14 protein-coding genes are annotated in these 19,861 nt (G+C 68.3%); 6 read left to right on the top strand and 8 right to left on the bottom strand.

From position 1 onward, the window contains the following. Nucleotides 1–99 precede the first annotated feature (99 nt). The gene (locus ACLGIH_RS34260; RefSeq protein WP_416529126.1) at nucleotides 100–1,302 is read left to right on the top strand and encodes an IS110 family RNA-guided transposase; all 1,203 of its coding nucleotides are present in this window, start codon (nucleotides 100–102) and stop codon (nucleotides 1,300–1,302) included. 135 nt (nucleotides 1,303–1,437) lie between these two features. Here the strand turns inward: ACLGIH_RS34260 and ACLGIH_RS34265 are convergent, their stop codons facing one another. The 4 genes from ACLGIH_RS34265 to ACLGIH_RS34280 all read right to left on the bottom strand — a co-directional run bounded on the left by ACLGIH_RS34265 (nucleotide 1,438) and on the right by ACLGIH_RS34280 (nucleotide 4,778). Further along, the gene (locus ACLGIH_RS34265) at nucleotides 1,438–1,962 is read right to left on the bottom strand and encodes an SMI1/KNR4 family protein (protein ID WP_416529127.1); all 525 of its coding nucleotides are present in this window, start codon (nucleotides 1,960–1,962) and stop codon (nucleotides 1,438–1,440) included. A gap of 118 nt (nucleotides 1,963–2,080) precedes the next feature. Continuing rightward, nucleotides 2,081–2,944: a hypothetical protein gene (locus ACLGIH_RS34270; protein ID WP_416529128.1), complete on the bottom strand. Its 864-nt coding sequence runs from the start codon at nucleotides 2,942–2,944 to the stop codon at nucleotides 2,081–2,083. A 289-nt stretch (nucleotides 2,945–3,233) separates the two neighbouring features. Further along, nucleotides 3,234–3,686 (bottom strand): hypothetical protein, encoded by a 453-nt coding sequence (locus ACLGIH_RS34275; RefSeq protein ID WP_416529129.1) that lies wholly within the window; start codon nucleotides 3,684–3,686, stop codon nucleotides 3,234–3,236. 552 nt (nucleotides 3,687–4,238) lie between these two features. Beyond that, nucleotides 4,239–4,778 (bottom strand): GNAT family N-acetyltransferase, encoded by a 540-nt coding sequence (locus tag ACLGIH_RS34280; protein WP_416529130.1) that lies wholly within the window; start codon nucleotides 4,776–4,778, stop codon nucleotides 4,239–4,241. Between the two features lie 586 nt (nucleotides 4,779–5,364). Here ACLGIH_RS34280 and ACLGIH_RS34285 point away from each other — a divergent pair. Further along, the gene (locus tag ACLGIH_RS34285; protein WP_416529131.1) at nucleotides 5,365–5,541 is read left to right on the top strand and encodes a hypothetical protein; all 177 of its coding nucleotides are present in this window, start codon (nucleotides 5,365–5,367) and stop codon (nucleotides 5,539–5,541) included. Between the two features lie 797 nt (nucleotides 5,542–6,338). Here the strand turns inward: ACLGIH_RS34285 and ACLGIH_RS34290 are convergent. From ACLGIH_RS34290 to ACLGIH_RS34300, 3 genes are all read right to left on the bottom strand, one after another. Continuing rightward, on the bottom strand, nucleotides 6,339–6,611 hold the full coding sequence (locus tag ACLGIH_RS34290) for a helix-turn-helix domain-containing protein (protein ID WP_416529132.1): 273 nt from the start codon (nucleotides 6,609–6,611) through the stop codon (nucleotides 6,339–6,341). Between the two features lie 232 nt (nucleotides 6,612–6,843). Further along, a complete protein-coding gene (locus tag ACLGIH_RS34295; protein WP_416529133.1) occupies nucleotides 6,844–7,401 on the bottom strand; it encodes a hypothetical protein in 558 nt (185 codons plus the stop codon). Nucleotides 7,402–7,500: 99 nt separating this feature from the next. Then, the gene (locus tag ACLGIH_RS34300; RefSeq protein ID WP_416529134.1) at nucleotides 7,501–13,701 is read right to left on the bottom strand and encodes a DNRLRE domain-containing protein; all 6,201 of its coding nucleotides are present in this window, start codon (nucleotides 13,699–13,701) and stop codon (nucleotides 7,501–7,503) included. A 297-nt stretch (nucleotides 13,702–13,998) separates the two neighbouring features. Here ACLGIH_RS34300 and ACLGIH_RS34305 point away from each other — a divergent pair, with 297 nt between their 5' ends. The 4 genes from ACLGIH_RS34305 (at nucleotide 13,999) to ACLGIH_RS34320 (ending at nucleotide 17,168) form a co-directional block, all read left to right on the top strand. Beyond that, nucleotides 13,999–14,271, top strand: a complete 273-nt coding sequence (locus tag ACLGIH_RS34305) for a helix-turn-helix domain-containing protein (RefSeq protein WP_416529135.1) — start codon at nucleotides 13,999–14,001, stop codon at nucleotides 14,269–14,271. 57 nt (nucleotides 14,272–14,328) lie between these two features. Beyond that, nucleotides 14,329–14,622, top strand: a complete 294-nt coding sequence (locus ACLGIH_RS34310) for a hypothetical protein (protein WP_416529136.1) — start codon at nucleotides 14,329–14,331, stop codon at nucleotides 14,620–14,622. Nucleotides 14,623–15,237: 615 nt separating this feature from the next. Beyond that, nucleotides 15,238–16,479 (top strand): IS256 family transposase, encoded by a 1,242-nt coding sequence (locus ACLGIH_RS34315; RefSeq protein ID WP_416529137.1) that lies wholly within the window; start codon nucleotides 15,238–15,240, stop codon nucleotides 16,477–16,479. Nucleotides 16,480–16,859: 380 nt separating this feature from the next. Beyond that, nucleotides 16,860–17,168, top strand: a complete 309-nt coding sequence (locus ACLGIH_RS34320; protein ID WP_416529138.1) for a hypothetical protein — start codon at nucleotides 16,860–16,862, stop codon at nucleotides 17,166–17,168. Between the two features lie 619 nt (nucleotides 17,169–17,787). On the opposite strand, the gene ACLGIH_RS34325 is transcribed toward ACLGIH_RS34320, so the two are convergent. After that, a complete protein-coding gene (locus ACLGIH_RS34325; protein WP_416529139.1) occupies nucleotides 17,788–19,215 on the bottom strand; it encodes a non-reducing end alpha-L-arabinofuranosidase family hydrolase in 1,428 nt (475 codons plus the stop codon). Between the last annotated feature and the right edge of the window lie 646 nt (nucleotides 19,216–19,861).

The following is a 19,861-nucleotide window of genomic DNA, read 5'->3' on the forward strand; positions in this document are numbered from 1 at the left end:
GCTGATTGAGAGCTGCGGGCATCGCCGGTTAAGGAACTGTTGGCGGAGTGTTCCTCGGACCACGAAGAAGCTGGTCCACGGAGGAACGGAGCAACGCGGTTGAGCGCGCGTCACGCACGCATATGGGTCGGCATCGACGCCGGCAAGGGCCACCACTGGGCGGTCGCCGTCAACGCCGAAGGCGAGACGGTGTTCTCCCGCAAGGTCGTCAACGATGAAACCGAGATCCTCCAGCTGATCGCGGCGGCCTGCGAAACCGGGGACGAGGTGCGCTGGGCGGTGGACATCTCCGGCCGCGCCTGCACACTGCTGCTCGCCCTGCTCGTCGCGCACGGCCAGCCGGTCGTCTACGTGCCAGGCCGCACCGTGCACCGGATGTCTGGTGCCTACCGCGGCGAGGGCAAAACCGATGCCGAGGACGCCCTGGTCATCGCGGACATCGTCCGGATGCGACGGGACTTCACTGCGCTGGGCGTCCCGGACGAGACCGTGGCTACGTTGCGGCTGCTGACCGCGCACCGTGCTGACCTCATCGCTGACCGTGTGCGGCTGATCAACCGGCTGCGGGACGCCCTGGTGGGCATCTGCCCGGCCCTTGAGCGGGCCTTCGACTACTCCGCCGCCAAAGGCTCCGTCGTGATGCTCACCGAGTACCAGACCTCTGCCGCTTTGCGCAGGATCGGTGTCAAGCAGCTGACGACCTGGCTGGAGCGCCGCAAGGTGCGCGGCGCCGGCGACGTTGCGGCCCGCGCGGTGGAGGCCGCTCAGTCGCAGATCACCGCTCTTCCTGGTGAGAAGCGGGCCGCCAAGCTCGTGTGCGATCTCGCCCGCCAGCTCCTCGCCCTGGACGAGCGGATCAAGGACACCGACCGGGAGATCCGCGACACGTTCCGCCTGGACGAGCGCGCCGAGATCATCGAGTCGCTGCCCGGCATGGGGCCGATCCTCGGCGCTGAATTCGTTGCCATCGTCGGCGACTTGTCCGGTTACGACAGTGCCGCCCGCCTGGCCTCGCAGGCGGGCCTGGCTCCCGTGCCGCGTGACTCCGGCCGCCGCACCGGCAACAACCACCGGCCCAAGCGTTACAGCCGACGCCTGCGCTGGGTGTTCTACATGGCCGCGCAGACAGCGATGATGCGCCCCGGTCCCTCCCGGGACTACTACCTCAGGAAGCGCGCCGAGGGGCTGCACCACACCCAGGCGCTGCTCGCGCTCGCCCGTCGCCGGGTCGACGTGCTGTGGGCCATGCTGCGTGACAAGAGGCTGTTCACCTCCGTCCCGCCGGTCACGCAGGCGGCTTGACACGATCATTGAGAATCCTTCCCGTCTCTCCCCCCGGGGAATGCCGCGTTGCCGTGGTCGACCGTCCTCCGCAGCTGCCTCTTTCTTGCCGAACACCGGTTGACCGGCGACTTTCTCTGACCACCGCACTCTCTCTCAGGGCAGGAACTCCCAGAACGGGCCGTCAAGCGCAAGGCTGCGGGAACACACCGTCACATCCTCGCCCCTGAGATACGCCAGCAACCAGTCGCTGAACGTCATCTCGTGGAGAGCCCACGCCGGACTGTCGAGCTCCTGGACCACTACGCGCCAGGGCAACGAGGTGTTGTCGGGAATGCGAAGGAAAACCCATTCACCAGTCGTAGCCGAGGCCACCGGCATCAGCTCACCGGGGCTCGACCCTGCCGGACTGGGCAGGAAGTCTGCCATGTCCTGCTCTCGCCACATCTCGAGGTCGCCCCTGATTGTTCTTCCCAGGCTGTGCAGAAGATGGCCGGCGGGGTGCTCCAGGTACAGCTGCCCGTTGATCTGGACCGATCCGTAGGCGTCCACGATCTCGCGGAAATCCGCCGGGAATTCGAAACCGAATTCCTGCTCCAGTTCGACCCATGGCGCCGGGTCCGACCAGTTGAACCCCGGTTCTCCCAACAGGGCTGCTATCTCTGACATTGCTGCCACCATGGTTCCTTCCATCATGGCGGGCCGATGCCGCAGGGGCTGCCGGGCCGGTGCAGGCGAACGAACGTCCCGGCGTCGGTCAGGCGTGTGCGGTGTCAGCCGCCGAAGCGTCTGCCGCCGGTTACTGGATGTCCAGCACGGGACCGTGCCGGACGTCGTTCCGGCAGACGAAGACGCGGAGCTCGCCGAACCGGCCGACGTCCGCACCAGTCGGCTCGTAGGCGGCCTTGCGGGCCTGCGGGTCCAGCTCCCTGTCTTCCAGCGGCCACCACCGGTCGCTCGCACCGTCCCACTCGCTGCTGTCCGCCTTGAGGAGTAGCTCGACGTCTCCGTCGCAGTCGGGGCAGAGGAGATTTCTCTTGTCCGTCGCGTGCCAGCTCGGCCACCCTGCGACCTTCCAGCCGCGCGCGACCGAGAGAGCGTACTGGTACCGAAGGCCCCGGTCCACCTCGACCAGACGCCTCATGATGTCGTCGGGCAGCTCTTCCATCCAGGGAAATTCGGTGACCCGCTCGGGCGAGATGCTGCATGGGCGCAGCTCATACGAGTCATTGAAGGGCTCGGTCCGGTGGAAGGAGTGGTCGGCGGCACGCCCCGTGCTCTGGGCAGAATCCAGCCAGAGAAGTGAGACGGCAGGCCCCGCGTACTCCGAGTCGACGTACTCCACATAGTGATCGTTCGGGCACCAGTAGACCTGCAGGAGATCACACTCCGCCGGGTAAGGGATCTCCGGGAAATCACGCCGGAAAAACTGCGCCACGGATTCCATGGGGCGCGGCATACGCGGGCCGCGGTCGTCTGTCGGATGTTCCTCGCAGGCGGGGCGCGCAACGCCCTCTACCTCGAGCAGGGGGCCGCCGACATGGCTGTCGGCCTCCCGGGGGGCGCCCGGCCTGGGGTGCAGGCGCACGGTGGTCCGGCGCCACGGGGAGAGTTCAGGGATGACCTCGGTGATGTCCACCTCGGGATCACGGGTGGTGTGCACGAGTCCTCGGTCCTTTCAGAATTGCCGATTGCCTCGCCGCAGACGGCGGTCGCCGTGATTCCCGGAGCTTGGCGACCGGGGCCACGCGACCTGAAGCGGCGGAGCTGAGCCTGGCCGCCCCGCGCCGTCGACCCGTTGTTCGACGGGTCGACGGCTGCGCGTACTCCTGCCCCTCGCCGCCCCGCCCTGGTGTTCACGCACCGCACCCCCGCTGAGAGTGCCGATCTTACCGACGCTCGACGGCTTGCCTGGCGGTCGCCCGCGCCCGCCCCTGACCAAGGCTGATCCTTCAGGAGGCACCCCTGTAATATTGCTGCCGCCGCCCCACCTCACGAAGCAACGAGTCCCCGGCATATTTCCGGAACTTCTCCCAATTCTCCGGATAGCCGAGCAAGTGGTCGGTGATCCTGATGCTGGTCATCTCGCGGATGGACGCCCGCCCACTGCCCAGGAGGCGTTCCAAGAACTGAGCGCATCGGTGTGCGAGTTCCTCGTCCAGCGGGAGGGGTGCCGCCAGGAGCGGCGTCAGGACACCTTGGACGAAGACTTCGCTGGCAAGCGTGTAAGAACCCACCTCCACTGGGTCACAATGACCTGCGAAGGCAGACTCCTGTTCTTCCTCCTCCAAAGCGATGATCTCCTCCCGCTGCTCCGGGAAAAGCTCCCACAGAAACCTCCGCACTAATGCGGAGTCCGTGGAACAGGAGCCGTCCTGCCCTGCATATCGCAGATTCCCCACCACGGGGCCACACCTCCTCAAAAATCCCCAAGCGAACGAACCCGCTGGAAGAGTTCCCGCAGATCTTGCGGCACCATCCGACCAACACGTGAAGCAGTCACCGCCCCAGACCGCCTCCGCTCGGCCCACGAGGGTGGCTTGCACGGGCAGTACGATCCGTCCATGGTCGTGGACATGGCACGGGACGGGAGACAGGACACGCTCGAGCTGGTCTACCGGCTGACGCACGGGCCGGCGCCATGCTGGTGGTGATCGCACCGAATACCGCGGCGGTGTCGTTCGTGACCGCCGTCTTCTGAGCCGCGATGATCTAGGTCCTGTTGCGAAAGTCCCGCCTGCCCGGCGACGCCCGGCACGTACTCTCGCCGCACCGGGCACAGGACCAAGTACGTCCAGTACGAGGGCCTGCACCCGGCACGCCGAGAGCACGCACCGAACGCCGCCGGGCCCGCCCTTCGGGCGGACGACGGGACTTTCGCAACAGGCCCTAGTGGCTCATCCAGAACGTTGAACGGCCATGGAAACGGCGTTCGGTGAGGTCTGCCCGGGGGCGGCTCAGTTCGGCAGCCTTGCTGCATAGATCCAGTCGAGGCCGTCGTATCCGGTTTCGTCGAGGTGCTCTGCTCGGGTCAGGCCAGCGCGCATTGCCACGCGTTGCGAGGCGATGTTGGCCGGCCGGACGCGGGCGATCAGTGGGAGGTCGGGCACGTGGCGGAGTGCCCATGTAGTGACCGTCGCTGCGGCCTCGCTGGCGAAGCCCTGGCCCCAGGCCGGGGTGGCGAAGCGGTAGAAGAGGTTGAGGACTTTCATGCCGTGCAGGTCCATGGGCTTGATCCCGCAGAATCCCAGTTGCAGGGCGGAGCCATGGCGTCGGACGACCCAGTATCCGTATCCGCACCGCTGCCACTGGTCGTTCCAGCGGCGATACAGTTCCCCGGCCTCGTCGAGCCGGGTGAGCCCGTCGGAGGGGTTGTGCAGGCAGGTTTCGGGATCACGGTGGATTGCGAAGATCGCGTCGATGTCGGCTTCGGTCGGACGCCGCAACGACAGTCGGGAGGTCTGCAGTTGTTCGTCTGTCGGGTTCGGGTCGCTCATATGAAGATCGTAGAAGTGTGTCAGATAGCCCTTGCTTCATTGAGGGGGCAGGTGAGCGGAAGGACGCGCTCGGTCAGTTGCCCGGTAAGGTGGGCGTCGGTGAGCCAGTCCGCCTGCGTTAGCTGGTCGACCGGCTGCTGCAGCTCGCCGGGGGCAACCGTGGCCTGGGTGGCGAGAGTGGCCAGGGCGATGCCCCGGCCGCCGGGACCGAGGCGCCCCCAAGGTGTCGGTCTGGGTGGCCAGCGTTATGGCGAGCAGCCGGGTGCCGGCGGTGGCTTTCGTCTTGCGGAGCTTCTTGTCCGAGATGACCTTCTGGGCCCATCCGGAGAGTTTGGGCCGCATCTTCTTGCCGAACGTGAACGGGCCCGTCCCGTCCTCGAAGGGCGCCCGAGAGGGGACGGTGATCGGGAGGTCTCCGGCCGGGAGGCAAGCAGGTCACCGGCGGTGCACTCCTCCCACGAGGGAGACTGGATGGCCCCTCGGCGCCGCGCCTGCGTCCGGCCGATGCTGCCGTCGTCGGGGGGACTCTCCCCATGGCGCACCACTCCCGAGTAGCGTCGTATGCAGCGACTAGGAGGAGGTCACCGTGACTGCACAGCCCGAGCACCCCGGCACCGGCCCGTTCACCCCGCCGATGCGGACGCTTGCCGAGCTGCGTGAGGCGCTGTCGACGTGGGGATTTCCCGGCGACCGGCAGAAGTTCGAGGCCGAGCTGGACGCTATCGAGCTGGACGACCTGACGAGGGTCCGCGAGATCATTTAGGCGTACCGGCACCGTATCCTCATCCGGTACAGCCCCGGCGCCATGGCCGCGCTCGCCCGCCCCACCGAGGACGTCGAGGCGGAACTGAGCCGCAAGCTCACCGAGGCCGCCCGGTGACCCACGCGTTCTTCAGCGATCCCGCGGAGAAGCCTCACCGAACTCAGCCGGACCGAGCGGGGGCGCCGTCGAGAGCGTCCGACGCACGCTTGAGGACGACCCCACACAGGGGCGAAGCCTGCCGGACGCCGATCCACGCAGCGAATCCCGCGTGGTCGAGCTGCTGCCCGACCAGACCGGCGGGCGCGGCATCAGCATCGTGTACCGCTACAGCGAAGACCTGGACGCCGTCCTCATCCTCTGGCTGATCGCCGGCCCGTAGGCGGTCCGGCGTCGGTCGCTGAACAGACTTCCCCTCGACGGAGCCGGCAGATCGCCAGCACGACGGTCTGAGGTGGCCCCAGCAGCAGCCACGCTCCCGACTGGTCCCAAGAGACATCCGGACGTGCGCCTGGTCGTTGACCAGGCATGGCCGACCCCGTGACCATCACCGTGAGTACACCCCGCCCGGCGCGCCACATATCGACAGCCTCCACCTGGAGCTGCACGCCGAACCCGGCGCCCGTCTTACCGTCCACCTCAGCACGCCTGCGCTGACCTCGGCAGACATCCCCGCACCAACACCACCCTGCTCGGCCGCCTGCTTGTCGGGACGCTGGAAGGTCAGCCCCCCCGCCTGGGGTACTTGCCCACCCCGGGATCGGTGAAGCGGACCCCATACAGCTTGAGGATCAGCTCGCCTATCTGCCCCCGTGCCCACACTGACCCGAAAGTCCCCGGTCGGAGGGGATGTGACCGAGGACAGCCTGCCGCACGGCGGCCTGCTCGGCCGCCGACAGGACCTGGTGCTCGCCCACGCGACGGCCTCGCGGGCGGGACAGCAGTGCGTCCCGCCCGCCGGACTGCCACTTCGCCCACCAGTTGTCCACGGCCCTGGCAGACACCTTGAACAGGGCGGCGACCTCCACCCGGTCCCGGCCCTCCACCAGCGCGAACACCGCAAGCAACCGCACAGCCTCCTGCGTATCCGGCGACCAGGCCCGCGCATCCCCCACCAGATCACTCGCACACCATCAACCAGCCTGAACCCAAAGCGTTTCGGTCAATAGGCCCCTGAGCGAACTTACAAAGCAGATGTCGGCGGTTCGAAACCGTCCGCGCCCACCAGTGCACAGTAAGAAGGCCCCGACCGTCATGGTCGGGGCCTTCGTCGTCCGGGGGCCGGAGGCTGCTCCCCGACCCGTCTCAGTGCCAGCCGGGCTCCGCGCACGGGTCGTCGACAAGCATCGCCGTACGGTGTGCGCCGGCCGAGCACTCCCATGCCGGCGTGCCGTCGGCGAGGACGGGGTGGTACCCGAGGCTGTGTGTGGGGCACACGGGCCAGACCGTCGCGTAGCGCGCCATGATGTAGTCCTGCACGGCCTCGGCGGTCTCGCAGGCGACCTCGGGCCGGTGGATGCCCTGGATCGAGCTGTTGCCGACCTGGGTCAGCCCCGTCGGCTCCAAGTCGTCCGGCGGCGAGGACGACATCGCCTCCTCGATGTCGATGCCGGTGTCCTTCCTGGCCTGGCGGATGAAGTGGCCCATGTAGCAGCCGGCGAGAGTGATCCTCCGCTCCTGCACCAGAGGGGCCACCCGCTCCGGGGGGGCCTCGCCGTTGTTCACGTAGACCTGCCCCAGGAAACGCAGGAGGTCGTTCTCCGCACTGATCTCGCCGAGTCCGAGCCACAGCCGGTCGCACAGGTCGCGTGCCCAGGAGAGGAAGGCGTCGTCGGTCAGGGGGTCGAACGGAGGGGTGGGCACGGGTGACAGAGCTCCTCGTGTGACGGAGGCCGGGGGTCGGCCGTCGCGGTACGGACGGTCGGCCCCCGGCCGGTGGATCAGGTGCCGGAGGGCCCCTGGCTAACTACGGTGATAGCGTCCCCCGCCGGAGAATGTCTGCCCCGCGCTCCAGGCGTATTTCTGCCCGGACAGCGTTGCCACTCCCTTCCAGGAGACCAGGACCGTGTCACCGGGGTCGAGGTAGCAGGTCCAGATACTGCACTTGAACCAGCCGCGTCCCTTGGCCTTGTTGTTGCTGAACCAGTATCCGTGGAACTTGTACTTGCCGTTCTCGCCGTGGCTGTAGGTCTCCTTCTTGACGTAGAAACCGTCGACGTGGAGGGTCCACTGGGCTCCGGAGTGGATGTAGGCGTTGCGCCACTTCTTCCGGAAGGTCAGGTAGTGCGAGACGGCGCAGCGGTTCTTGCTGTTGCAAGTGCGGCGGATGCCGATGCACGTATATTTCGTGCACTGATGCTGGTCGCGGTACTTGAGGCTGGTGCCGCCGAGGTCGATACCGCTCACCGGGTCGCCGCACACGTACTCGTAGGCGTTGCAGCTGCCCCCGTACACGGGGTCCACCGAGAGGAACCGGCCGAGGGCCCGGTCGTAGAGCCGGACACCCATGACGATGTCGCCGGTGACCGTGCCGGAGGAGCGCTGGAAGCTGCCCAGCCACCCGTATGCGCTCCCCGACGATCCGGTCGTCTCCCGCCCGTACTCGTCGAAGTGCTGAACAGTGACGGCGCTGCCGTCCAGCGGAAGCTGTACGGAGATGTCACCGTGGATGTTCGCGAGCTGGAGCACGGTGGAGCCGTCGGCCGCCGTCCGTGCCGCCATGCCCCCGTCGAGGTCGGAGACGTAGCGGGTCACGGAGGTGCCGTCGGAGGTCCAGGTGGGGCTGTCGCAGGCGCAGCTGTAGTGGTTGGTCACCTTGGCGTCCTGCTGCCAGCCCGTCTCCGTCCGCGACTCGGTGGCCTGGACGGCGAGGCGGCCCGCCGCGTCGAGTTCCCAGGTGCTCCGGTCGGAGCCGCGGGTCTGCGAGGCGGCGAGGTCGTTGGCGTAGTAGGCCAGTTCCGTGGAGCCGTTGACCGTGGTGCGGCCGAAGGCGTCGTAGGTGTGGGTGGTGAGCCGGTCGGCGCTGTCGTAACTGTGGCCGACCGTCTCGGTGACGTCGTCCGGTGTGGCGCTGTCGCAGTCGTCCGAGCGGGTGGTCAGCGAGGTCCGGTTGCTGTTCGCGTCGAACGTGTAGGAGCGGGTGGTGCATCCGGCCGCCGTGGTGTCGGACGCCTCGGTGAGACGCCCCGCCCCGTCGTAGCCGTACTCCGTGCCGACCCCGATACCGTCGCTCTGCGTATGGCCGGCCTGTCGGCCGTGGGCGGTGTAGGTTGCCGTGTCCGCGAGGACCGGGGTGCCGTCGGCGGCGGTGTAGGTCCTGCCGGTCCGGTGCCCTTCGGCGTCCGATGTGACGGTCAGGGTGTAGCCGCCCGGCAGGGTCTGCCGGGTCAGCCGGCCGTCGGCGTCGTACTCCGCGCTGAAGGTTCCGGCCACCGAGTCCGTTAGCGTCTTCGGGTTCCCGGCGGTGTCGTAGGTGTAGGTGAGGGTCGACGGTGCCGAGTCGGTGACCTTCACGGGCCGGTCCAGGACGTCATAGGCGGTCCTGGTGGTGTTGCCCGCCCCGTCGTCGTAGGAGACGGCCCGCCCCAGGCTGTCATAGCCGTGGGCGATGGTCCTGCCGCCGGAGGACTGGGTGAGGGATCTGCCGGTGTACTCGTCGTAGGTGAAGGCGGTGGCCGGTACCGCCTTCCCGATGCCGCCGGTCACGTCGGTCCGCACCGTGCGGCCCGCCGCGTCCGTGGTCGTGGTCGTGGTGCGGGTGATCCCGGCCGCGCTCTCCGCCCTGCTCGCGACCTGTCCCCACCGGTCGTAGGTGTGGACGGTGGTCACCAGCGCCGTCGGGTTGCTTTCGCCCCCGGTGACGGCGGCGGCCGGTGCGGTCCGGCAGAGCAGCCCCGCCCACTCGGGGCGGTTCCCGCAGACGCCGGAGCCGTCCGCGGTGTAGTAGGTGTGGACGAGCGTGCCGGCGTCGGAGCCGTCGGAGGCCGGGCGCCGCGTGGTCGCGATCCGGTCGGCGGCGTCGTAGGTGGTACGCGTGGTGATCGCCTTGCCGCCCGGGTCCTGGGTCCGGCTGGTCTCCTGGCCGGTTGACCAGTCGTAGGTCGAGGAGGTCCGGCGGACGTCGCCGTCCGTCGGGTAGCCCTCGACCGAGGCGCCGGTCGCCGTCGTGGTGACCAGGTCCGAGACGTCCGCGTCGGCGGGCCGGTTCTCGTCGTAGGTGTAGGACACGTGGGTCCGCGCGTTGACGACCGTTCCGGCGGGAAGCGTGGCCGTGCCCGTACCGCCGGTCATCGCCTGGGTGAGGGTGACCGGGTGGAGCGGGCCGTACTCCTCGAGGAGCCGCCAGCCGTCGGCGGCGTAGACCGAACGGGAGGACAGCAGCTCCGCGCGCTCGGCCGTCGTCAGCCCGGTCAGCCCAAGGGACGCCAGCTGGTCCGCGGCCCCCTCGCCCTGTCCCAGTGCCAGCTCCCGCTCGCGCGCTCCGAGTTCGGCCACGATGTTTCCGTGCGTGTCGTACTCGGCGGCGCTCAGGGCACCGCCCGGAGCCGCCGCGTTGACCTCCTGGCCGTTCGCGTTGATGTAGCTGATGCTCGCCCGCGCGTACGACGTGGCGGACAGGTCGCCGCCGGTGCTGGAGGAGGGCACCGCATCGGCGGGGAAGAGCGCGGTCGCGTCGGTGGGCGCGTCGTTCTGGGCCCAGGCGGACACGGCCGCCTGGTCCATCTGCCGGGGCGCCCGGCCGCCCGTCAGCGGCACGTCGTAGACCACGGTGCTCACCGCGGTCCCGGACGTCTGGTGCGCCGATCCCTCGGCGAGAGTGGGCCGGAAGACCTTGAGGAGCATCCCCGCACCGGCGGTGAGCGCCGATCCGGCCTTCCCGTACGAGAAGGTCCAGGGCAGCTCACCCGGCTCGGTGAGGGTGGTTACCCGGCCGTCGGCGTCGTAGGTGTAGCCGACCTTCAGGGCGGGGGAGATCCGCGGGTCCCAGACCTGGCGCAGCCTGCCGGAGGCGTCGTAGGCGTACGTGGCGAGGGTTTCGGCCGTGGCCTTGTCGGCGCCGGGGTCGGTGGCCCATTGCCGCAGGGCCTTGACCTGGTTCACGTAGTCGCCGAGCGTGTCCGGCCCGGCGGTGGTGGAGCCGGCGTAGACGAACTCCAGTACACGGCAGCCCCGGGCCGACGGGGTGGTCTGGCAGACCGCCGCCGTGACCGCGCTGGTGGGGGAGATGACGTACTTGGGGCGGGCCAGCTTCTTGCCGCCCACGGTGATCGTCTCGGACGCCACGGTGACGGTGGTGTCGTCGGCCGCCGATGACGTGGACGCCAGGGTCCAGGTGGGCACCCCGGCACCGGACTTGGTGAATACGGTGACGTTGGCGTCGCTGTCCTTGAGGGTGAACGTCTCTCCCGACAGGCTCCCCGACAGCGAGAGCGAATCGGCGCCGGGCTCGGCCCGCCATCCCCCGTCACCGGTCGCGGTGAAGGCGACCGAACTGCCTTCGGAGCCCAGCAGTTCGACGGAGGTGTCGGAGGTCCTGCGGATCTGCGTGTAGCCGTTGTCGCTGCCGTCGGCCGTCACCGAGGCGGACCACTGGGCGCCGAAGATCGGGGCCTGGCCCTCGGTGTCGGTGTTGTTGGCGCGCGAGGAGTAGGTACGGGCCACGCCGGCGTCGAAGCCCGACGCGTCCGTGGCCGTCGCCGTGTAGTCGCCGGTGAGCTGGTTGACCTCGCCGGGGCCGATCTCGGCGTGCGGCGCGGTGCCCGCGTCGCGGTCCAGCGTGACCTCGGTGGTTTGGGAGTGGCCGCTGGTCGTGCCGTCCGTGAACACGGCGCGCAGGTCGATGAGGCCGTCCTCGGACAGCGAGGCAACGGTGTTCCACACCAGCTTCGGCGCCGTTCCGCCGGTCACACCCACGGGCCACGAGGGAACGGTGCTGCCCGAGGCGGTGACGTCAGCGACCGGGACGGTACGCCACACGTCGGTCTCGCCGCGCCGGTACTGCCAGGTCACTCCGGTGTAGGAGGGCTTGCCCCTCGCGGCCAGCGTCAGCCGGCGCGCGGTGGTGTCGCCGTTGCGCGGGGCGAGGACGGCCGCACCGTCCTCGCCGACGCCGAAGCTGTAGGCCGTCGTGGCGGTGGAGAGGTTCCCGCCGGAGTCCACGGTCCTGGCGTACAGGGTGTGCCAGCCCTCGGACGGCGAGATGGAGATCGTCGCGGCGTCACCGCCGGTGCCGTCGGTGGTGTCGAGCTTCTTGTTCGGCACCACGGGGTCGTTCAGCCCCCAGTGGTAGCCGGCACCGTCGGTGGAGGTGGTGTCGAGCGTGCAGGACACCGGGCCGTCGGCCTTGGCCGACCAGCCGTTCTCGCCATAGGTGTCGCAGGAGATGGACGGCGCGTTCGGCTTGGCGGTGTTCAGTACGAAGGTGGTGTACGGGCTCCAACTGCCGTAGTCGGTACCGTCGTGGGCCCGGACCCGGTACCGCAGGTGGGTGCCGGCCGGAAGCGCGTTGGCCGACGGCACGGTCAGTTTGGCCGTGGACCCGGACGCCACGGACGGCGAGGTGCCGGTGTACGTGTAGGTGGTGTCCGCGTAAGCCGGATCGGGCGTGATCTCGAACTGAGCCTTGGTGGCGGAGCCGTCGGGGTCGGTCACCTTCGCCGACAGCGTCGGGGTGAGCGAGGTGACGTACCGCCGACCGTTGTAGGCGTTGACCTGCGAGGGCGAGATGGCGAGTGAACCGGGCACCGACGGATAGGAGTTGTACGTCACCGTCAGGTGCGGCTCGGCCGAGTGGTCACCGGAGGCGAAGTTGGCCGAGCGAAAGCGCCGCCAGGTCAGCGAGTCGGTCTCGGAGACGGCGGCGACCCGGATGCCGTGGTTCGCCGCGCCGTCGGCCCATGCCTGCACGATGGCGTCGATGTCGAAGTTCATCGTGCCGGCCGGGCAGGAGCTGTTGTAGCCGAGCGCGGCCTTGTTGGTCACCGCGCCGGTGGTCGTAGTCGAGGGCTGGGCGGACCAGGTGATCTCCGACGAGGACCAGGCCGACGTGATGCGTCGTACCTGGGTGCCCGAACCGGCTGTGGAGCAGGTCGAGGAGTAGTACGAGTACAGCGACAGGTCGGTGTCGGTGATGTGCTTGCCCTTGAAGGGGGCGACATCGAACTTCAGGTACGACCGGGCCTTCGTCGTACCCCCGTCGTACGTACCGGACTTCAGCTCCGGTGAGGAGACCTGTGAATCGGTGTAGTTGGTGGCCACCCAGGTGTCCGTGGTCACCGCGAGGGTGGTGGTGGGGTCGACGGTGACCGGGTAGGTGAGGTCCTTCTTGAAGTAGTCGGCCTCCGGGGCGAGGACGAGGGCCTGGGAGCCGTCGGCCGCCGTCTCGATCGTGGTGGGGATCCTGGCCGGGTGCGCGGATTCGCCCGAGGCGTCGTTCTGGGAGGAGTCCCACATCATCGGTGCCGGGGCCTCGGCGACCAGCTTGCCGTTGCCGTTCTTGAGGAGTAGGCGACCGGACTCGGCCTGGGAGAGCTTCAGCCCCTCCAGTTTGACGGGGATCCTGTACTCCAGCGGCCCGTCGGGGGCCCGGTCGAGCAGGACGTTCTGGCTGAAGCCCTGGGACAGGGCGGTGACCGTGAGCTTCTGGCCGTCCGCCAGGCCGTAGACGGCCGTGTCACCCTTGATCTGCGGCTTGGGCAGACGGTCCTCCCAGCCGATCCCGAAGGAGGCCGTGCCCCTGGACACCGACGCGAGCGCCGTGTCCCCGCCGTCCGACAGCTTGATGTCGGCCGGGGTGTTCTTCGGCTTCAGCTTGGTGCCGGTGTCCGACAGCCTGGTGTCGATGTCGCGCCACTCGCCGTCGACCTCGGTACGTATCGGCTCCGCGTACGTGGCGGTCTGCAGCTGACCGTTGGGCAGTGCGTAGGTCGTGGAGGTGGCCGACCGGCGGTCCGTCACCTCGATCCTGCGCTTCTGCAGCCGGGCCGTCAGGAGCGCCTGGGCCACCGAGTCCGCCGAATCCCCCCGCGCGGTCGCGGGGTCGGCCTGCGCGGCGTTCCCCCGGGGGGCCGACTCCGCCGCGGGCGCCGAGCCCGTCACCGGTCCGGAGGCGAACGCCGCCCCCGTACCGAGGGACACGATCGCGGTTTCGGCCGCCAGGGCCATGGCGACCCAGAGCGCTATTCGCCCTCGGGTACGCGGAGTTGTCCTCCGCGTGCGCGGCGGGTATTCCCGCCGCCGGATGGATCTCACCTAAGTGCTCCTCGCGAAGATGCGCCTGCTCTGTCCGTTGGTCACAACAGGTACACGCATGTGAATGGATTGTGATGATAAGGGGACCGCGTGAGGGAGTTGACGGGGGGGCCTCTATTGACCGAAACGCTTTGGGTTCAGGCTGGTTGATGGTGTGCGAGTGATCTGGTGGGGGATGCGCGGGCCTGGTCGCCGGATACGCAGGAGGCTGTGCGGTTGCTTGCGGTGTTCGCGCTGGTGGAGGGCCGGGACCGGGTGGAGGTCGCCGCCCTGTTCAAGGTGTCTGCCAGGGCCGTGGACAACTGGTGGGCGAAGTGGCAGGCCGGCGGGCGGGACGCACTGCTGTCCCGCCCGCGAGGCCGTCGCGTGGGCGAGCACCAGGTCCTGTCGGCGGCCGAGCAGGCCGCCGTGCGGCAGGCTGTCCTCGGTCACATCCCCTCCGACCGGGGACTTTCGGGTCAGTGTGGGCACGGGGGCAGATAGGCGAGCTGATCCTCAAGCTGTATGGGGTCCCTGCGGGTCGGGCCGCGTGAGCACCACGTGGGCGTCGACTTCACAGGGCACGGCCCGTTCCTACCGGTGCGGGCGGTCGAGCACAATCCGACCCCCATGGACGATGAAGGCAACGCGCCCGCGTGGTGGGACCGGTCCGCAGAACCTTCCGCGAATGTCGTGCTACGCACCACGATGACGGACGACCCGGTCTTGCGCCGGAAGGTCATGGAGCGTTTCGCCGCGCCGGATTCCGGCTGGGTGGGGTTGTTCCCGACGGACACAGAGCTGGACCGGCTTTGGTGGGAGCTGCGTGGTTCGCGCAGCCACTCCGATCAGTAGCCGTCGATAGGGGCCGCTAGTGGCGGCAGGTCGGGTCCGGACATGCGCGATCCCTACGGACGGCTTCGGCTGCCAAGGCCCGCGCCGGAGCCGCGGCCGCGCGGGTCGCTGCCGTCCAGGCCGAGCCCGTGGCGCCGGTCATCGTGTCCGGCCGCCGCGCCGCTCCCGGCCGTCGACGACGTCGACCAGCAACAGCAGCTCGTTCTCGAGGACCTAACCCGCGAGCAGGCCATCGACTGGCGCACCCGCACCGGGCACCACCTCGTCCGCGTCGGCCGCCGCTGCGATCAGGCGACGGTCTGCCGTCCCTGGCCCTGCCCATCCGTGAGGCAGGGTCAGGGACGGGGTCTGTCAAACGAACGGTGTAACCAGGGTGGTTGGGTCACTGGTGGGCTGCTGAGAGTCGGCCGTCGAAGGTGATGTCGAAGGTGTTCAGCGCGGTCTTCCAGCGCATGGTCCAGCGGGCCTGGATGGCGTCTCTTGTCGTGGTGTAGCCGATCACGGTTAGGGAGTGCGCCGGGGGCGTGTGCTGATGGGCTTTCGCTCCCTGCCCGCAAGGTGGGCCATCGTGCCACTCTCCGTAGTGAACGGGCAGTTCAACGCGGGAGGTGCAGGATGGCCCTGTCTCAGCATGACTTACTCCGGCTGCTTGAGTCACTACGTTCGGCGGACGGGCTCGAACTCGTCCGCAATGTGGCTGAGCGAATGCTCCAGGAGCTGATCGAGGCCGAGGCCACGGCCCGGATCGGCGCGGAATGGAACGAGCACACCGAGACGCGCACCGCGCTTCGCAACGGCCACCGCGACAAGACGCTCAGCACCCAGGCCGGCGACCTGGACCTCGCGATCTTCAAGCTGCGGTCGGGGAGCTTCTTCCCCGCGCTGCTGGAGCGGCGCCGCCGCATCGACCAGGCCCTGTACGCCGTCATCATGGAGGCCTACGTCCACGGCGTGTCCACGCGGGCGGTCGACGACCTGGTCAAGGCCCTCGGCGCGGAGACCGGGATATCCAAGAGCGAGGTCTCGCGGATCTGTCAGGACCTGGACGGCCAGCTGACCGCGTTCCGTGCCCGGCCCCTGGACCACGTCCGCTTCCCGTACGTCTATCTGGACGCGACCTACTGCAAGGCGAGGGTCGAGCATCAGATCGTGTCCCGGGCCGTGGTGATCGCCACCGGGATCACCGAGGAGGGCGGCCGGGAGGTGCTGGGCGTGATGGTCGGCGACAGCGAGACCGAGGTGTTCTGGACCGAGTTCCTGCGCCACCTGCGCGAACGCGGTCTGACCGGGGTCCGGCTCGTCATCGGCGACCACCACTTGGGACTGGTCAAAGCCATCCGCAAGGTCATGCTCGGGGCCGCCTACCAGCGCTGCAGGGTTCACTTCCTGCGCAACGTGTTCAGCGTGATCAACAAGGAAGCGGCCGAGATGGCCGCCGCCACGATCCGCACGATCTTCGCCCAGCCCACCGCCGATGCGGTCCGCACCCAGCTCGACACCGTCGCCGACATGCTCGGCAAGCAGTTCCCCAAGGTCAAAGACATGCTGCTGGAAGCGAAGGACGACCTGACCGCCTTCGCCGCCTTCCCGGAGCGACATTGGAAGAAGATCCAGTCCACCAACCCGCTGGAGCGGATCAACCGCGAGGTCAAGCGCCGCACCGATGTCGTCCAGGTATTCCCCAACGACGACGCGCTCCTGCGGCTGGTCACAGCCGTGCTCTTCGAGCTGCACGACGAATGGATCGCCTTCCCCCGCCGCTACCTGCCCGAGGGAAGCATGGACCAGCTCTACCCCTCCGAGCGCCCCGAAAGCGCCCCCGCGCTACCCAACACCACCAACACGACCGCCGGATGATCGGCTACACCACGAGAAGGGACACGACCGCCTGCGCTGCGGTTTGATCCAGTCCATGTTGTGGCCTCTCGTGCCGTCCCTCATATCAAACCCGAGGAGGGCAGCGGCCGCAGACCCCTTGGCCGGCGTCTCGGGCACACGCAGCCCCCATCTGGCAGGCGCTGACCGTGCCTGCGCCAGAGCGGAGGTGCAAGGTTCTCCCACCGACTCGGCCCGTATCCCCGCACCTGGCTGAGCGACCTGTGTCGCTGCCTTGGGGCCGGTTCCGCCAAAGCGACGGCCACGGGGTTCGGGCGGTCGTTCAGTGGGAACCCGGGACAACAGCCGTCCGACCGAGCAGTGTTGCTCGGCACTGCCCACTGCAAGGGAGTACCTGGGTGATGGATTCACTCACGTTGATCACGGGTGAGGGGCAACAGGTGGAAAAGGGAAAGGAGTTCGCTCCGCTGGCCGTCATGGCCCGCGCCGGCGGCGAGCCGGCCGGAGGCCAGGTGGTGAGTTTCTACGTGGACGACCCCCAAGGAACCGGCACCGACTTCCAAGGCGGTTCTCCAGTCATGATCACCACGTCCTCGGACGGCACGGGCAGCACGGATGTTCCGCTCATCGCCGGTGAGTCCTCGGGCATTGTCCAGATCAAGGTCATCGCGGACGGAGCGCACACTGATTTCCCTCTGGAGGTCGTGTAGAGCCGTCAACCAGGGCGCGGGTGAGCGACGGATTCACGAGCAGGCTCATCGATCGCCGGAAGGATCTCGCGTCCGCTCGGCCTCGTTGACGAGGTGGAACCGACGCGCCGAGGCCGAGGAACGCAACGAGCCGGGCCCGGCCGCCGCCGATGCGCCCGCGCGGGTGGCGGCCTGAACAGTCACCGACGCCGAGTTGGCCGGGGCATATTGGGACGACGGCTGGTGAAGCACTTTCGGCAGACGCCGTCCAGCAGGGCGGGTGCGCTACCGGTGGGGGCGAGCGAGAGGCGCAGAACGGGCGAGGGAAGCCTGCCGTCGGGTGTCGCCTGTCGGCAGACGGTCGCAGTCATGACGCGGACCCTGCCCGGGCCGATCAGACCGGCCCGGCGTATTCGATCGCAGAGGACGGCACAGGCACGGACACCGGTGTTCGAAGAATCCTCGGTATATCCAGGCTATTCCTCGCCCGTCCGGAATGGACAGCCGGCCCACCCGACCATGAAGGGCTGGGCCGCGATGACGGTACCGGAGGTGAGAGGAACCCCGGCCGTTGCTCGGCCGGGGTTCTCGAGGCGGTGCCTGTCGGCCGCACCGCGTCACGGTCCCGTGCAGCGGGAGGTCAGCGCCGCAAGGTCAGGACACCCGGCCGCCACGGCAGGCGGTTGTAGTCGCCGCCCGCGTCCGGGGACTTGCCCTGGTAGAGGAACTGCAGGTTGCAGGGGTCGATGGTCATGGTCTGGTCGGGGTTGTCGCGGACCAGGTCACCGTGGCTGATGTCGTTGGTCCAGGTGGCACCGCTGTTGGCCTTGCCCGCGAAGGGGTTGCTCTCGCTCGTGGCCTGCGGGGTCCAGGAGCCGCTGAGGCTGGAGGCTGTGAAGGAGCGGAAGTAGCGCCCGTTCGCGCCCATCGCCTCAACGATCATGAGGTACTGGTTCTGCCCCTTGACCTTGTAGGCCTGGACGCCCTCGAAGAGGTTGGCCTTCGTGTCGCTCATGATCGTTGTGTACGAGGAGCCGAAGTTGCCCGGGAAGTCCCCGATCGGCATGCTCGCGCGGTAGATCTTGCCGTTGTCGCCGGCGAAGAACAGGTACATGGTCTGGCCGTCGGCGATCAGGGTCTGGTCAATCGGTCCGGTGTCGGATCTGGAGATGCTCCCGGTGAACAGCGGTTGTGGGGAGGACCAGCCGTTGGGGTCGGTGGGGTCGCTCGACGTGCGGTAGATGAAGGGCCACTGACCCCACTGGTACGCCAGCACCCAGATGTTCTTGGGCGCGAAGTAGAACAGCGTGGGCGCCACCGCGGCCTGGCTCATCCCGCTCTGGCCGGCCGACGCCATGTCCGACCAGTTGGTGAAGGGACTGAACATCATCGAGCCGTACGACGATCCGGTCACGTTCGACGCGTAGACCAGGTGCTTGCCGTTGTGCTTCACGGCGGTGAAGTCCTTCACTGCGGCCCACCCGTTCGCCGGCTGCGCCAGCACACCCGTCGACGACCACCGGTACGTCGACGGAAGGGAACAGGTGCCGTCCGGCGGGGTCGGGGTCCCGTTCAGGCCGGTCCACTTTTGGTTGCTGCCGCCGTTGCACGTCCAGAGCTGCACCGCCGTGCCGTTGGCCGTACCGGCGCCCGCCACATCCAGGCACAGCCCGGACTGCACGCCGACGACCGTGCCGTCGGAGTTAACCCGCCACTGCTGGTTCGCACCGCCGGAGCAGGTCCAGATCTGCAGGCGAGTGCCGGCCGTGGTGGCGTGGCCAGGAACGTCCAGGCACTTGTCGCCGTACACGGTGATCTGGTTGGTGTCCGTCAGCGTCCACTGCTGGTTGGCCCCGCCCCAGCAGTCGTAGATCTGCAGGTACGTGCCGTTGGCGTGGTTGGCACCCGGCACATCGAGACACCGGTTCGAACCGACACCGCGCAGGGCGCCGGTGGACGCCGCCTGAGCCGGGGTGGCGACGAGCATCGCCGCCAACGCGGCCAGCACCGCGACCGCGGCGGCGAGCGCGGCGTATGAATGCCTGCGGCTGAAACTTCCTCTGTGCATGGGAACTTCCTCAACCTTCAGTAGGCGTTCCGGGCGGCATCCTCGGAACAAGGCGACGCCCGACAGGCGTGACCAGGTCATGACATGCGCAGTGAATTGACGTTCGCTATATCGAACAATAGTCGACATGTCGAGCAAGCTGAATAATAAGGAACCGCCGAACGACGTCAATACCTTTCGCATAGGTCGCCACAGGGGCTGAAACTTTCGAGATCCGTGTGTGCGCAATCCAGCCAGCTCAGCCTCTTGGATCTGCTGACCGATGGCCGACTTCGAGACGGGTACGTCGGCCCACTGGCCGCACGGCGCAGACCTGGCAGGATCGATCGCCCTTCGCAGTCAGGGCTCGCCATCCGAGCGGGGTCTCGAAAGTTTCGACCGGGAAGTAGAAAGTTTCTCTGTGGTGAGTATTGACGACTCATCGCCGTTACCTCAATCATCCCTGTCTGAGCACCCGTCACAGTTCGCTGTTCCGAACCGCATCGGCACTCGGCGATCCGTGCTGCACGGCAGATCACGCACGGCTGCACGACAGTTCGCGATGCCGCGTGGCGGTCCCCCACTAAGCCGCGATGGAGCACACCACGCTGCCGGGCTCCGCCCCTCCCCGCCCGTCCGCCTGGCCGAGCAGGAGCGGGCGACACAA

The organism is Streptomyces hamibioticus (assembly GCF_047946815.1).
Classification (GTDB): domain Bacteria; phylum Actinomycetota; class Actinomycetes; order Streptomycetales; family Streptomycetaceae; genus Streptomyces.

What these genes read in the sequence shown, in the direction of transcription:
- ACLGIH_RS34265 (WP_416529127.1), bottom strand. Translation starts at nt 1,962, where the DNA reads ATGGTGGCAGCAATGTCAGAGATAGCAGCCCTGTTGGGAGAACCGGGG.
- ACLGIH_RS34315 (WP_416529137.1), top strand. Translation starts at nt 15,238, where the DNA reads ATGGCCCTGTCTCAGCATGACTTACTCCGGCTGCTTGAGTCACTACGT.
- ACLGIH_RS34325 (WP_416529139.1), bottom strand. Translation starts at nt 19,215, where the DNA reads ATGCACAGAGGAAGTTTCAGCCGCAGGCATTCATACGCCGCGCTCGCC.
- ACLGIH_RS34320 (WP_416529138.1), top strand. Translation starts at nt 16,860, where the DNA reads ATGGATTCACTCACGTTGATCACGGGTGAGGGGCAACAGGTGGAAAAG.
- ACLGIH_RS34280 (WP_416529130.1), bottom strand. Translation starts at nt 4,778, where the DNA reads ATGAGCGACCCGAACCCGACAGACGAACAACTGCAGACCTCCCGACTG.
- ACLGIH_RS34300 (WP_416529134.1), bottom strand. Translation starts at nt 13,701, where the DNA reads ATGGCCCTGGCGGCCGAAACCGCGATCGTGTCCCTCGGTACGGGGGCG.